This is a genomic window from Paenibacillus solani, from assembly GCF_001277345.1.
Lineage (GTDB): Bacteria > Bacillota > Bacilli > Paenibacillales > Paenibacillaceae > Paenibacillus_AQ > Paenibacillus_AQ solani.
Genome location: NZ_LIUT01000001.1, coordinates 920087 through 935269, shown reverse-complemented (window position 1 = coordinate 935269; position 15183 = coordinate 920087). Strand labels below are relative to the sequence as shown.

At 46.2% G+C, this 15183-nt stretch carries 15 protein-coding genes; 4 read left to right on the top strand and 11 right to left on the bottom strand.

The features are described from left to right. Nucleotides 1–317 precede the first annotated feature (317 nt). Both AM231_RS04090 and AM231_RS04085 read left to right on the top strand, forming a co-directional pair. Entirely contained in the window at nt 318–554 is a 237-nt protein-coding gene (locus AM231_RS04090; RefSeq protein ID WP_054401433.1) for a DUF2626 domain-containing protein, read from the top strand. A gap of 267 nt (nt 555–821) precedes the next feature. Beyond that, the gene (locus AM231_RS04085; RefSeq protein WP_054401432.1) at nt 822–1934 is read left to right on the top strand and encodes a coiled-coil domain-containing protein; all 1113 of its coding nucleotides are present in this window, start codon (nt 822–824) and stop codon (nt 1932–1934) included. 45 nt (nt 1935–1979) lie between these two features. Here the strand turns inward: AM231_RS04085 and AM231_RS04080 are convergent, their stop codons facing one another. Beyond that, nucleotides 1980–3185 (bottom strand): extracellular solute-binding protein, encoded by a 1206-nt coding sequence (locus tag AM231_RS04080; RefSeq protein ID WP_054401431.1) that lies wholly within the window; start codon nt 3183–3185, stop codon nt 1980–1982. A gap of 196 nt (nt 3186–3381) precedes the next feature. Next, nucleotides 3382–4713: a PhoH family protein gene (locus AM231_RS04075; protein WP_054401430.1), complete on the bottom strand. Its 1332-nt coding sequence runs from the start codon at nt 4711–4713 to the stop codon at nt 3382–3384. Between the two features lie 120 nt (nt 4714–4833). Here AM231_RS04075 and AM231_RS04070 point away from each other — a divergent pair, with 120 nt between their 5' ends. Next, nucleotides 4834–5520 carry a YhcN/YlaJ family sporulation lipoprotein gene (locus tag AM231_RS04070; RefSeq protein ID WP_054401429.1) on the top strand — a complete coding sequence of 229 codons (687 nt, stop codon included), beginning with the start codon at nt 4834–4836 and terminating at the stop codon, nt 5518–5520. A 106-nt stretch (nt 5521–5626) separates the two neighbouring features. Here the strand turns inward: AM231_RS04070 and AM231_RS04065 are convergent, their stop codons facing one another. From AM231_RS04065 to AM231_RS04040, 6 genes are all read right to left on the bottom strand, one after another. Continuing rightward, nucleotides 5627–5824, bottom strand: coding sequence for a hypothetical protein (locus tag AM231_RS04065; RefSeq protein ID WP_054401428.1), 198 nt, complete (start codon nt 5822–5824; stop codon nt 5627–5629). Between the two features lie 74 nt (nt 5825–5898). Further along, nucleotides 5899–7002 carry an LCP family protein gene (locus AM231_RS04060; protein ID WP_054401427.1) on the bottom strand — a complete coding sequence of 368 codons (1104 nt, stop codon included), beginning with the start codon at nt 7000–7002 and terminating at the stop codon, nt 5899–5901. Nucleotides 7003–7168: 166 nt separating this feature from the next. Continuing rightward, complete coding sequence (locus AM231_RS04055) at nt 7169–7462, bottom strand: YlaH-like family protein (protein WP_054401426.1); 294 nt, start codon at nt 7460–7462, stop codon at nt 7169–7171. 39 nt (nt 7463–7501) lie between these two features. Continuing rightward, complete coding sequence (typA, locus tag AM231_RS04050) at nt 7502–9343, bottom strand: translational GTPase TypA (protein WP_053489120.1); 1842 nt, start codon at nt 9341–9343, stop codon at nt 7502–7504. 152 nt (nt 9344–9495) lie between these two features. Continuing rightward, complete coding sequence (locus AM231_RS04045; protein ID WP_054401425.1) at nt 9496–10008, bottom strand: hypothetical protein; 513 nt, start codon at nt 10006–10008, stop codon at nt 9496–9498. A 216-nt stretch (nt 10009–10224) separates the two neighbouring features. Beyond that, nucleotides 10225–10887: a TerC family protein gene (locus AM231_RS04040; protein ID WP_054401424.1), complete on the bottom strand. Its 663-nt coding sequence runs from the start codon at nt 10885–10887 to the stop codon at nt 10225–10227. A gap of 129 nt (nt 10888–11016) precedes the next feature. Between AM231_RS04040 and AM231_RS04035 the strand changes: the two genes are divergently transcribed. Beyond that, a complete protein-coding gene (locus AM231_RS04035; protein WP_054401423.1) occupies nt 11017–11709 on the top strand; it encodes a TerC family protein in 693 nt (230 codons plus the stop codon). A 103-nt stretch (nt 11710–11812) separates the two neighbouring features. Here AM231_RS04035 and thiI read toward each other — a convergent pair whose 3' ends face one another. The 3 genes from thiI to AM231_RS04020 all read right to left on the bottom strand — a co-directional run bounded on the left by thiI (nt 11813) and on the right by AM231_RS04020 (nt 15059). After that, nucleotides 11813–13051 (bottom strand): tRNA uracil 4-sulfurtransferase ThiI, encoded by a 1239-nt coding sequence (thiI, locus tag AM231_RS04030; protein ID WP_054401422.1) that lies wholly within the window; start codon nt 13049–13051, stop codon nt 11813–11815. Between the two features lie 6 nt (nt 13052–13057). After that, on the bottom strand, nt 13058–14209 hold the full coding sequence (locus AM231_RS04025; RefSeq protein ID WP_054401421.1) for a cysteine desulfurase family protein: 1152 nt from the start codon (nt 14207–14209) through the stop codon (nt 13058–13060). A 163-nt stretch (nt 14210–14372) separates the two neighbouring features. Continuing rightward, nucleotides 14373–15059, bottom strand: a complete 687-nt coding sequence (locus AM231_RS04020) for a lytic transglycosylase domain-containing protein (protein ID WP_054401420.1) — start codon at nt 15057–15059, stop codon at nt 14373–14375. Between the last annotated feature and the right edge of the window lie 124 nt (nt 15060–15183).

The window sequence follows — 15183 nt, the reverse complement described above, 5'->3', positions numbered from 1 at the left end:
TCCTTAAAATAACCGTCTTCAATACCGTAATCGGCTGCTGAATAGGGTATAAAAACTGCTTAGTTCATTTCTATGCCTCTCATAGAGTTCATAGAATCTATTTGATACTAAAATGTATTTCCATTTTTATTGCAGAACATACTCTTACTGGGTAAATGCAGTGAATAACACAAATTGTTTACGAATTCAATGACATACTTCTGGTTAATATATAAAAAATGAATGTTTTCTTGAGTTAGGCGTTTACACGATTTTGCCATAAGGCTATAATGGTCATAGCAGCAATATGTGCGTACATACGAGAGGAGGATATAATCGTGGCACGGATGTTTCGGGTCCTTGGCTTTTTTACCTTAACGATCGGGTTGATGGCCTTTGCCGGAGATCATATTGAAATGGCTCTGCTCTTCTTCCTGCAGACAGCTTTTTTCGTGATCCTGGGTTATTTGAAATTCACGGAGAGAACCTATATTCTTCTCTTCTGGGCTTATATGATCGTGACCTTCACGGGCTTTAGCTATTGGACGGTCTTCATTATGGGCAACCCACTCTAATCAAGAAGCCATGCAAGCGATTTAATAAAGTCCCCAGTGTTATCTTGGACAACCCAAGGTTAAATATAACACTGGCGGATTTTCCTTGCGATTAGAGAAGCGTATCTTAAAAGAGCGATCAGGTGCTTTCATTTGCCGGATCGCTTTTTTAATGCCCTAAGGATTGATAATTGAGTCGAACACATCATATATTGTTTAAAATGAAGGGACAAGGCAAGCAGCGGATGGATTCCTTTCGACTAACAACCATTCAAGGAGGACTCCCATTTGAATGTTCGAGTAAAATACCCACTCCTCCCGTTCTTGCTGTGCATGATCTTGTATTTTTCCTTTATGACTGTACCGACAGCAGTCTATTCGCAACAAGATCTCAGCCCCATGGCACCCGACTCGGAAGAAGCTCGCAAGCTTCTAGAGGACAGTCTCTCCATCGTCGAGATTGATTATGAAATCGAACGGATAACGAAACGGATGAAAGAACTGGAGCTGCTCCAGAGTGAGCTGGAAGTTCGAATTCAGGAGATGGGCTTGCGCATCGAGGACAGACGTAATCGTGCCGGAGCTGTGCTTCGGTCCTATTACATGGGAGAACGAAGTCAGCTATTCTACATGTTGTTGTCAGCTAAAAACTTAGCCGGCTTTTTTCGAATCATGGACTTTTACGATATAATTATTCAGAATGACCGGGATACACTTGCAGCATACAACAATCAATACCGCTCCCTAGCTTCTGCAAAGGCTGATGCAGCCCGGAATGCAGACCAGCTCATCGAAGTCAAGGATCGCCTCGTGAAGCAGCGTGAACGGGTGCTGGCGCTTGAACAGCAGGTCGACGGAGCGCTAAATGCCAGCAGTAATCCTGAAGCCATGAAGAAGTTGATCGAGGAATTTACATTATACTGGGAGAATGTCGGACTGTATGAAGTGAAGCGGCATTTCCAGGCTCTGGCCAACGCCATGGAGAATCTGCCTCAATTCGTTCAAGGGAGCAAGAATATCTTGAAGACGAATGGCAAAGTGTACACCATCGATATCCATGAAGATGAACTTAACACTTTTTTGAGAAATGAGGATGAGGTTTTCAACAGTTTTGCTTTCCATTTCGAGAATGGTAAAGTTATAGCTTCGGGTGAGAGCGGCAATCTGTCACTGCTGATTGAAGGAAAGTACACGGTAATCAATGATCCCGAGAATGCGATCATGTTCCAAGTGGATAAACTCGTGTTTAATCGGTTGGAACTGCCCGACACGACACGTACAGCGCTGCAGGAAGAGTTCGACATGAGCTTCTATCCCAAGCAGCTAGTGTCTTTCTTGAAGGCAACAGAAGTATCCAGCGAGAATCAGAGATTGGTGGTACAAATGGAATTGGATCTATAAAGTCACAAAAAAGCTGCCTTCGTTAGGCAGCTTTTTTGGCTACAATTAATTTTTATCAGATGTATACAAGTTCATATATTCTTCTATAGTAATTTCACCGATCAACAACTGATAAGAAGCTTGGGTGTATACTTGAAATCCATTTGGATCTCCAAAATCCAAAGCTGCAGCCTCATTTCGTGAAAGCAGCAGCTGAACCGGGACCGCAACCTTTTGCCAGATTCCGCGATCCCTGAGGTTCGTACTCATGGTATACATTTCGGAAGCAACAGGCAGCGTGCCTACGGCCTTGCTCCACTCTACCTCTGTCGTCTTGGACGTCATATACGTAACCCATTCCATGGCCAAGGCAGGTGACTCCGTGTTTGCCGCTACCGCAAAGCTTCGGGTACGGACGACAGGTGTGTTGAGATGAGTTTTCCCCATTCCCAATATAGCAGATACTCCTTCGTTGTCTTTCTTTGTAAAGCTCGAATATGATTCAATCACCATAGGGAGTGGCTCTATCTCTGAAGCAGATGGATCCTTTTTCTTTGCATCCCCGCTCTGCTGCTCGTTGTCAGTAGATTCATGGAAATAGCTGGTCAACTTCTCAAGTGCCTCTTCCTCCGGTTTGGTCGGATCTCCTTCAAGCAAATGAACTGCCGCACCAAAAGCATAAGGATCTTCCGGGTCGAATGATAGGACTGGGTTATCAGGCATCTTAATTGGTGAACCTTCTTCCCCTTTTTTCTGCCAGGTCAGGATATATGGATCGACATCAAACGGCATTCCCCATTGATATCCGTTCCACTGCAACGGCGCCAAAAGGCCATTCATCATGTCTCCATTCGGTATGGCTGCTTGTGAAGCATCGATCGGCAGCAGATATCCACTCATTGCAAGCGCTTTAATATAATGTGAGTCCATAAGTATAACATCAGGCCCTTCACCGAGGGACATATGGAGCAGCAGCGATTTAGTCTCTGTCTCCCCCGCTTCCAGGGGTGTTATTTCGATATCGGCACCGGTCTCTCGCATAAATCTTTCGTTCAATATTTGGAGTTGACCAAGCTCATCCGGATTTAATTGGACTCCGATCTTAATCGGACCTTGGTCACTCTCCGGTAACTCCGGCCTCTGTTGTGGAGGAACGGGTTCATCTCCTGGCGGTTCTCGTCTGGTATGATGAGTGAAGTCAAAGCTGGGAGATAAACTGGATAAAGATAATAGTAAAATGGCAAACAAGAACCAATACTTCTTCCGCTTCAAATCCCATCTCCGCTCCTTCCTTAATCGCATGCCCTTATTTTACCAAACTTCTAGTGCTCTTGTCCTATCTTTTTTTGTTGTCTTGTCCATATTTTACTAAAGTAATAACAGCACTAAAAGACTGCCCTAAATACCGGACAGTCCCTATCCATGCATGATCAATTATTGTCTTGTTATCATTTCTCGGGAAATAAGCTTATAACAAATCAGCTGCTAATTGAGCCAGTTTAGATCGCTCCCCTTTTGTCAGTGTAATATGTCCACTCAAGTTTTCTTGCTTGAAACGCTCAACCACATAAGTCAAACCGTTGCTCACAGCATCAAGATAAGGATGATCGATTTGTTCGGGGTCTCCCATCAAGATCACCTTGCTACCTTCTCCTGCTCGGGAAACGATTGTCTTCACCTCATGGCGAGAGAGGTTTTGCGCTTCGTCTACAATGATAAATTGACCAGGTATGGAACGCCCACGAATATATGTCAGTGCTTCAACCTGAATACTGCCGAGACCCATCAAGATTTTATCGATGTCACCTGCTTTTTTTGTATCAAACAAATATTCCAGATTGTCATAGATCGGCTGCATCCAGGGTCTTAATTTCTCATCTTTTTCGCCAGGCAAATAACCGATATCCTTACCCATCGGCACGACCGGCCGGGCAATGAGCAATTTTTTATATTTATGTTCATCTTCCACCTTGGATAAGCCTGCTGCGAGTGCCAGCAATGTTTTACCTGTTCCGGCTTTGCCTGTAATGGTGACCAGAGGAATATCGTCATTGAGCAGCAGCTCAATCGCCATACGCTGTTGAGCGTTCCTGGCATGGATGCCCCATACCGGTTCATTGCTTAAATGAAGAGACTCCAAACGGGTCCCATCCCCATTTACATGAAGGAGAGCTGACTTCCCCGATCCCATCTCGTCCTTGAGTATTACGAATTCATGCGGATATAAAGGGTAATTTAGCTGAAGTGGCTTAATCGGCAAATAACGATGATTATAAAACTCATCGATCACCGAAGGATGTACTTTAACAGTGGAAAAACCAGAGAATAATTCGCTTGGGTCAGCTGTACGATCTGACAAATAATCCTGTGTCGTTAATCCCAGCACATCAGCTTTAACACGTACAAGTACATCCTTGCTGACCAGAATGACTGCCTTTCCCCCATCCTTCGGCTCCTCTTCCAATTTATAATTTAACGCGACAGCCAAAATCCGGTTGTCGTTGGAGGCTTCACTAAATAACTCTTGCACCTTGACGAAGCTGCGATGATTAAGCTCGACCTTCAATGTTCCGCCATTCTCAAGAAGAACTCTGTCATGGAGATGACCTTGTTCCCTTAGCCCATCGAGCAGCCTTGAGACCATCCGGGCATTTCGGCCAATTTCATCGGCATTGCGCTTCTTGGAATCAATCTCTTCAAGAACCACAGCAGGAATAATGACTTCATGTTCCTCGAATGCATAGATCGATTGAGGATCATGCAGCAATACGTTCGTATCCAGCACAAATATTTTTTTCATCTTATCCCTCCACTGCTTCATCATCAGGTACACACATAAACCTTTTTTGTCCCGGACATAATAAGCGTAGCGAAAAATGGGGTCATTTAGAGAATTCTACTACGAAAGGACAGATAATCCATGAGAGCTGCTCTATCCATTATGCTAGTGGTGATTTTGCTCGCAGGCTGCGGGAACGCCAATCAGAATGCATCACCCTCTCCTCGTAATCAAACCAATGGGGCTAAAGCTAACAATGTCCCGGGTATGAATGGGGACAGAGGTTATACCACAAACAATGTGGACAATACCAACCAGGATAACACCAACATGGATAATACCAATACCGGCCTTGTCAACAACCGTAATGAGAATGACGGTCGAGTCAACGCCACGACCGCTGATCATTTAAGAGCACTTGCAGAACGAGTACCTGGCGTTAATAATGCGAATTGTGTTGTCATGGGCAAGACCGCTGTTATCGGGTTAAATGTAGATGGAAATTTAGATCGTGCAGAAGTAGGAACCATTAAATACACAGTCGCAGAAGCCCTCAAAGCTGATCCTGCAGGTGCTAATGCATTTGTTACTGCGGATATGGATGTCTCCAACCGGATTGCAGACCTTGGTCGGCATATTCAGGAGGGCCATCCAATTTCCGGTCTAGCCAGTGAACTTGCTGACATCGTAGGCCGGATCATCCCCCAACTGCCGAGGGATGTTACGCCACGTGATGGTAATGTACAACCCATGAATAACAGCAGGGGAACCGGACAACCGAACAACAACCCTGGAAACGGGGCTGCCAACCCAGGTCACCATAGATAGGTCCAAGGCTATGATTTGACACTAAGAAAAGAAAGACAAATCCTGTCATGACCCGAGTTTGTCCGTCACACATCTCCAAATTCCATACAAAAAAGCCCAGTGAAACTCACTGGGCTTTTTTTAAGGCCATAACAACGCCACTAACCGGCATTTCTGCTTCGTTAGCCACATAACCTTGATCATATTCAGAATTTGGTTGAAAATTCGATGTGAGATGGAATTCCATGTCGAATGCATTCGCAGAGGAATTCTTCTGCCGACTATAGATCAATGATTGTATCGTATGCATCATAAGGTAGGACATGCCTTGGCCTCCTATACAATGATCTCCATCTGATACATTGTATTATACCATACGATAAAACTTGCCTTCAATTGTCACTGAGCCGGTTCAGAATCCGCGTCTGTCTCCTCAGTACCAGCATTATGCTTGCCGGCAAGCTCATCTTGAAGCGCTTGTCTGGCTGCATCCAGCTCGCTGCTGCTTATATATACATAAGGGCTCTTCCAGTTACCAGTAACTGGCATGAAGTTCACATCGTTTTTTCCCATATCATAATAAGTCGCAATTAAATTTCGGATCTGCTCCTGCTCGAAATCTGTGGTCATATTATCGCTGACCGCATCCAGAGCACTGCCCACTTTCGCAACGCCTCCAAGCGATTTCATCTTATCAAGCAGGGAATGCAATACTTCACTTTGGCGGGCATTACGCTCAAAATCGCTTGATCCCTTCGTTTTTGGAGAACAGTTATCACTGGTCTTACGGTAACGAACATAATCCAGCGCCTTCTTGCCATCAAGCTTCTGAGGACCCGCAGTGAGGTTAATGTCAGTCCCGTCCGCAGTATCGCGGTAACACATATTGTATTGAACGTTAACATCAACACCGCCGAAGGTGTCCACCACATCACGGAATCCCTGGAAATCGATAACCGTGACATAGTCGATATTAACGCCAAGATACTTGCTCATCATGACTTTCATTTCTTCTTCAGCCGGAATGCCGCTGCCCGGTTCCTTTTTCTCCGCAGCAGTATAGGCCGCTTTAAACCTTGGGTAATACGCGTTCAGTTTTGACGCTTTATATCCATCGAGTTCAATGAGCGTGTCCCGCGGCAGAGATACCAGCGTCGACGTATTGGTGTCCGGATGCATGGTGGCGACCATGACCACATCCGTCAAGTAAGTCCCTGTCTCTGGACGATGATCCGTTCCCAAAAGAAGAACTGTAATCGGTTTTTCTTTTGCTGATTGACCTGGAGCTACAGGTTTGTCAATTCCGCTTTTTTCAATGATCTCAGTGCCCTTTAAATACAAATAGCCGGTAACACCTGCTGCAGCCAGAATTGCGACTAACACAACGACAAGAACAAATTTAAAAAATGATTTCCATGTGCTTTTCTTTTTTGGAACTGGCTTTTTCTTGCCCTTCCCCCCACTTTTGGCTCTCGGAGGGAGATTGGTATGAGTAGGATTCATATCATAAACACCTGATTTCATTCAAATTAGATGAATGTCCGATAACCGCTTCAATTGGAAGCAGTTATCGGACATGTAGTGGCTTCTCTCTCTTATAAACGAAGGGGACTGACAAAAAGTTGCCGTATTCTACTGGTCAATTTCCATAAGATGACTTAACAACAACTTAAGATTTCGGCTCGGCCTGAGCCTTTTTCTTCTGACGATCTTCAACAAAATATCGAATACGCACCATCAACATCAATGCCACAGCTACTAACAGACATTGGATAATCGGCAGCTTGTCAATCTGAAACACAAGCAATATCGCCGACCCCAAAGCCATCAAGATATACAAGAGAATTTCCTTTAACAAGGGAAGCTTCTGCTTGACTCGAAATACCTTGTTGTACACGTAGGTGATCAGCACAAAAATCAAGATATAGGAGATGATGGGGTTCGAGGCAAACCATTCTTGCATGATAGGTTCACTCCTTTTGGACAAGTAAATCTCTATCTATTATAGATTCGCTTGTGCCGTTTTGCGATGTTTTTCTGCACGTTCGCGTTCACTCTTGTTAAGAATTTTCTTGCGAAGACGTACGGACTTCGGTGTAATCTCACAATATTCATCATCATTCAAATATTCTAGAGCTTGTTCCATTGAGAATAGAACTGGTGTTTTCAATTTTACCGTATCATCCTTCGTTGCGGAACGGACGTTGGTCAATTGTTTTTCTTTACAGATATTAACGACGATATCGTTATCACGCGTATGTTCCCCTACGATCATGCCTTCGTAAATTTCAGTACCCGGCTCAAGGAACAAGGTACCCCGATCTTCAACCGACATCATGCCGTAGAACGTGGAATTTCCGTTCTCCGTGGAGACCAGCACGCCTTGGTGGCGTCCGCCAACTTGCCCGCCAATCAGCGGTCCATAGCTATCGAAAGCATGGTTCATAATGCCGTAGCCGCGTGTCAGAGTCAGGAAGTGAGTACGATACCCGATAAGACCGCGAGCAGGAATCAGGAATTCCAAACGCACTTGGCCATTACCGTTGTTTACCATGTTTACCATTTCTGCCTTGCGTGTTCCGAGGCTTTCCATTACCGCGCCCATGCTTTCTTCCGGCACATCGATCATAAGACGTTCGATCGGCTCCATTTTGGCACCGTCAATTTCTCTAACGATAACTTCAGGCTTGGATACCTGCAACTCATAACCTTCACGACGCATATTTTCAATCAAAATACTGAGGTGAAGCTCGCCGCGCCCGGAAACGATATAAGCATCAGGGCTATCCGTCTCTTCTACTCTCAAACTCACATCGGTCTCCAATTCTTTGAAGAGGCGGTCACGAAGTTTGCGGGATGTTACCCATTTGCCTTCGCGTCCGGCAAATGGACTATTGTTTACCAAGAAAGTCATTTGCAGTGTAGGCTCGTCAATTTTAAGAACCGGCAGAGCTTCGGGATGCTGCGGATCAGCAATGGTCTCGCCAATGTTAATGTCTTTGATACCTGCGATCGCAACGATGTCGCCAGCTCCAGCCTCTGCAACCTCGATTCGTTTCAAGCCCTGGAAACCAAACAGCTTCTCAATCCGTGCGTTCTTGGATGAACCATCCCGAAGCATAACCGTAACGGGTTGACCTTGCTTAATGATACCACGGTTCACTCGGCCAATGGCGATTCGGCCCAAATATTCATTATAATCCATCAAAGTAACAAGGAACTGTAGAGGCTCGTCTACATTCTCGGTAGGGGAAGGGATATGGTCAACAATGGTTTCGTAAAGCGCAAGCATGTTGTCATCTTGCTTCTCTGCATCCATGCTTGATGTACCGTTTAATGCTGATGCATATACTACGGGGAATTCCAACTGGTCATCATTCGCGCCAAGTTCGATAAACAGATCAAGCACTTCATCGATCACTTCAGCCGGGCGCGCAGCTGGGCGGTCGATTTTATTCACAACAACGATTGGCGTCAAGTTATGTGCAAGAGCTTTACCAAGCACAAACTTGGTTTGAGGCATACAGCCTTCATAGGCATCCACGACAAGCAGCACGCCGTCCACCATTTTCATAATACGTTCAACTTCTCCGCCGAAATCGGCGTGTCCAGGTGTATCCATGATGTTGATCAAATAATCTTTATACGTAATAGCCGTATTCTTGGCTAGAATGGTAATTCCGCGTTCACGTTCCAGATCATTGGAGTCCATCGCGCGCTCTTGCAGCGTCTCATGCTCCCGAAAAATACCGGACTGCTTCAGCAGTTGGTCTACAAGCGTTGTTTTGCCATGGTCAACGTGTGCAATAATGGCAATGTTACGAATCTGATCTCTAGAGTGCATAAATATATCTCAAATCCCTTCTGTTCGAATGAGCCACAAAGAAAGCGCCGGACGACATGCCGACGCTTCAACATACATCCTATAATATAGGTAAACGAGCGAAAAAATCAAGTCTTTTCAGAAAACTTCCAGCAACACTTATCACTTACCAATTACCACCCTCGGCTCCATTTGTCACGGCGACCTGATCGTTTGCGACCTATGATCATCCATATGCCTGCTGCAATCAGAATCAAGGCTATAATGTATAGCGCCCCTGTCTTGAACCAGCTAAAGATGAAGATCAGGATCGAGAGCAGCGTCAGTCCAAGCGCTATGGGCAGCGCTCCTCCTGGACGAGGTGTCTCATATAGGTAATACTCATACAGGCCGACAGCCACTCCCAGAATCAATACAGGCCATAATGCGGCCATAAGCCCCCAACCACCGATATTACATATGAAGAACAGTAAGCCGTACACTGTCAAAATTCCGCCTGGAATTAGAATAGCGGCCGAAGTCCGTCGTGCAAAGAACATAAAGTGCAAGAAAATGCCCGGCAGCAGCAATACCAGTGGCCATAAGGTCCGGCCTAAAAACCCAAACACGCCAAGCTTCCCCAGCAAAATAACGACTCCAGCGACAACGATGAAAATACCTAGTGCCAAATCTTTTCTGGAGGACATTTGATCACCCTCTCTTCATTATATGTATCACCAAAATCAGCGGTTTCTAATAGCTGCAGTTACGTTAATTTTAGCCCAAACCGACAAAAAAAACCATATGGCGAGCTTGTTCCACTTAAAATTATCCTTAAATAATAAATCATAACAAAAAAAGACGGCCGGAATCACCGGCCATCCATATATTGATGCGATCGATCAAAGACAATGGCCCTCCCCTTAGGTGCCCGTCCGTCTTCTCGTCCGCAATCCGCCAATGAGAACGACAACGCCTGCGATGACAAGCGGCAGCATGTGATGAGCATCCGGCATCCAGGAAGCCAAAAACAAGCCTACGGACACATCCTGTATCAGCATTTCTCCAGCCGTATAGGCCAGAACTCCAGCACCTATGTACAGCAGCAGGGGATATTTGTGAAGCAGCCTCGCGATCATGCCGCTTCCCCATACAACAATGGGAATACTCAGCAGAATCCCGATAACGATCAAAGCGAGATCACCGTTCGCAAGCCCTGCAATCGCTAGGACATTATCCAGGCTCATGACAAAATCAGCAATCAATATCGTTTGGATGGCAGCCCATAATGTCAATGCCCTGCCCAAATGTAGCTCCTCCTGCTCATTTTGCATGATAAGCTTCAAAGCGATCCAGATTAACAACAAGGCACCGCCGGCCTGTAAAAACGGAATTTTCAACAGCAATACAGCCACGAATGATAGAATACATCGCAAAATTACGGCGCCTACCGTACCGATCCAAACAGCCCGTTTGCGGTGTATTTCAGGTAGATCTTTGCTTGCCATTGCGATGACCAGGGCATTATCACCACTGAGCACAAGATTGATCAATAAAATCTGTCCCAACACAACCCATGTATCCACCAGAGCAGCACCCCCACTCTACACATATGTGATAAATGGCCAGGCTATGCTTGCACAACGAGAAAAATAAGCCTATAATAAATCCACTTTGTTTCATTGTGGGACCGTAACTTAAGAGGAGTGACATTCATGGAAACCACAGCCGCCGAATTTTTTCTAGCATTAATCAATATTGTGTTCTTGGATTTGATCCTTGCTGGAGACAATGCCATTGTAATTGGGCTTGCAGCACGGAATCTTCCACAAGAAACCCAAAAGAAAGCCATCATTTACGGGACAGGTGGAGCTGTTATCCTTCGGATTATAGCGACCATTCTAGTTGTCTGGCTCCTCAACATCCCTTGGCTTCTGCTTGTAGGGGGCATACTCCTGATTGGGATTGCCTACAAGCTGATGACCGACAACAATAGTGACCACAACAACATAAAAGCCGGCAAGAGCCTTGGCGCAGCTATTCGAACAATTATTGTTGCCGATGCGGCTATGGGCTTGGACAACGTTATCGCTGTTGCCGGAGCAGCCAAACACAATGTGATTCTTGTAGCCTTGGGACTGCTAATCAGCGTTCCTATCGTTGTATGGGGCAGCACCCTGTTTATCAAGCTCATTAACCGCTTCCCATGGATCATCTATGTTGGTTCAGCTGTTCTTGCATATACAGCATCCTCCATGATCACCGAAGAGAAGCATTTCTCAGGATACTTTGAGGGGCATCTGCTCATTAAATACTTGTTCATTGCAGCAATCATTCTCGGTGTACTGACAGCGGGTCATTTGAAGAAAAGATCTGCAAAGCGTCAGCACACATCGAGCGGCTCCTGACTGTTCGATAAAAAAACACCCCACAGCTTTTGATAAGCTGTGGGGTGTTTTTTATTTACTTCTGCCGGATAAACCCTTTAAGCGAATAGCCATTTTAACTAGATTAGAACCAATCTTCGTTAATCACTTGTCCTTCAGATTTTGCCTCAAGCTCTCCGATCTTGCTATCTGGCCTGATGATCACGGTCTCCGTATTTTGAATGGCCGCTTCAATCAGCCCAGGGAGATCAGTAAGCGAAGCTTCCACTTTCTCAACGATTTTTAAATTCGGATTGGTAGTAGGCGATTTAGGTACGAACAAGGTACAGCAATCCTCATAAGGCAAAATGGAAGTCTCGTAAGTACCGATATCCTTCGCAATGTTAATAATATCATTCTTATCCATCATGACGAGCGGGCGCAGCAAAGGCAGCTCTGTTGCTCTGCCAATGACATTCATGCTTGGCAAGGTCTGGCTGGCAACTTGTCCAAGACTGTCACCCGTTACGATGGCAAGCGCCCCTTCACGCTCAGCAAGCGCGGAAGCAATCCGCAGCATCGCTCTGCGCATAAAGGTAATCATCAAGTTATCCTGACCGATGCTGACAAATGAAGTTTGCACATCGGTGAAGGGAACCAAGTGCAGCTTGATTCTGCCCGTATAGCCCGATAAGAGCCTGGTTAACTCCATCACCTTTTCCTTGGCAAGCTGGCTGGTGTACGGGAAGCTATAAAAGTGTACGCATTCGATTTCAAGCCCTCTTCGCATGGCTGACCATCCAGCAACAGGACTATCAATCCCTCCGGAGAGGAGCAGCATGGCCTTCCCGTTCGTACCCAGCGGGTATCCTCCGGCTCCAGGAATCACTTCATAGTACACATACGTACCGTTCTCTCGAATTTCTACACGAAGCTCCATGTCAGGCTGCTTCACCTGTACTTTAAGCTGGGGATAAGTTCGCAGCAAGGGCGACCCCACCAGATGATTCATCTCTTGTGAGGAATGCGGGAATTGTTTCCACACTCTTCTGGCATGGACCTTGAAGGTCACCTGATCGGCTAGGTTCCTCTGGCCGACCATATGAACCGCGGTTTCGATAATCCGGTCCAACTCGGAAGGACATACGCGTACCGGGCTGATGGAGACAAGGCCGAACACCTTTTTAAGAACTTGAATCAGGGCCTCAGGAGACTCTCCATTCAGCTCGACATACATACGGCCATATTCTTTAATGATTACTGCATTCGGAAACGGTTTGAGTACTCTTCGAATATGGCTCAGCACTGATTTCTCGAATCGGCTGCGGTTTTTGCCTTTTAGGGTAAACTCGCCAAAGCGAAGCAGCAGCATATCATAAGTCATTTCTGGTTACCCCTCTCTTTCAATAACGGGACGCAGGTTCCCGCAAACTTTTGCCAAAACTTCCACCAGCCGTGCAGCATCTCCCAATTGATGCTCCTTGCCCAGACTGATACGAATTCCGGAGGAAGCAACTTCCCTGTCTTTGCCCATCTCCAGCAGAACTCTGCTGGGCTCGCTCAGTTTGGAGGAACAGGCCGATTTGGTAGAGACAAGCATCCCCATCTCTTCCAGAGCATGAACCATTACTTCAGGCTTTAATCCCGGATATGAGAAATGGATGATATGCGGCGCACTCGCCTCACTGCTGTTTAACACCAATCCTGGAATTTTACGAATACCCGAAAGAAATAGCTCCCTGAGCTCAGTCATCTTGTCATACAATTCTGGCTGATGTTCCCTGGATAAACGCATGGCCTTGGACATCGCTACCGCTCCGGCCACGTTTTCCGTTCCCGCCCGCTGCCCGCTCTCTTGAGATCCTCCGGATATGAGCGGAAACAGCTGTACGCCCTGCTTGACGAACAGCACCCCCATGCCTCTGGGCCCGTTGAACTTATGTGCCGACAGACTGTACAAATCAGCCTGCCATTCTGAGAGGGCAACCGGAAGTTTGCCAAATCCCTGAACACCGTCCACATGTAACAAAGTCCGTGCATTTCGCTCTTTTACGATGCGGCCAACCTCTGCTAACGGTTGTATGGCTCCCGTTTCGTTATTGACATGCATGATGCTTACCAGCACCGTATCTTTACGCACAGCTTCCTTAAGAGCAGCCAGATCGACGATACCAAGGGCGTCAACAGGAAGATACGTTACCTCCCAGCCAAGCGTCTCCAGCTGTTTGCAGCATTCATATACGGATGGATGCTCCGTTCCCGTCGTTATAATATGGCGGCCTCGACTGCTATACTGCATCGCAGCGCCTTTTATAGCCATGTTATTGCCTTCTGTAGCTCCGGAAGTAAATACAATCTCAGCCGGACGAACGTCCAGCGCTGCTGCACACACCTCTCTTGCCCTTTTCTGTAATTTAGCAGCGGCCTCGCCTGAACGATGAAGTGCTGACGGATTAGCATAATGCATCTTCATCACTTCAGCCATCGTATCCACCACTTCATCAAAAGGAGGGGTCGTAGCAGCATGATCCCAATATATCAAGGTTCATTCCCCTTTCCATCATACGCACTTACACGTTGAAAACTAATTAACCCAGACCTATATATTTACACAAAAAGACCAAACGGTAAAGCCGCACGATATCCTTCGACCGGACAAAGTGACGCGCTTATCGTTTGATCCTGTTAGGCTGCCTATTCATTATTTATAGCGTATATTTCGACCTGGCATTCATGACCTTTCCAATATATGCCTGGGTTTCCTTCGGTAATTGTTGTGAGACAGACATAAGCTCTTCATCCGTTGATACACCCATGCCCGCAATTCGGGTCGGTCCCGCATTATATGCTGCCAGCACCATAGCAATCTCCCCGCCAAACCGTTGAATCAGATTGGACAGGTATTTGGTTCCGCCTTCGATATTCTGTGCAGGATCAAAAGGGTTGCTCACGCCAAGTCCTCTTGCGGTACCGTCCATGAGCTGCATCAATCCCTTGGCTCCTGCAGATGAAACTGCGTTCGGATTAAAGGAAGATTCCGCATCGATCACCGCTTTTATCAAGGATACCGGTACTCCATAACGTTCCCCGGCAGACGTAATCAGGTCTTCGAAGGTGGTAGACTTGGTGGCGCCCGTATCATTCAGCTGCTCAACAGATGTAGAGGATGAAGGAGACTCCTCCACTGCACCCAGCTGCTGCCATAACAAGCCATCCTTAAAGGTAACGCCGGGAGCAAGCTGTGTAATGGAACGTTCAACTGGCTGGGATGTTGACTCCTCGGCAAGCATACTGCTTAATACATCCACGAATCCAGTTGCGGAGCCAATGGAATTACTATTCACCTGAGGTGAATCCGTCAATGACTTCCATGATATCGGATCTATTTGCATCGTTAACTCAAGCTCACTTTCTACAACAATATTTCTGTCATACTTGTCCTCTTATCTTATCACGGAACTGGAACAATCTGCTATACCTTTTTTCGACAAAAAAAAAGCGAATCAACCGGATTTA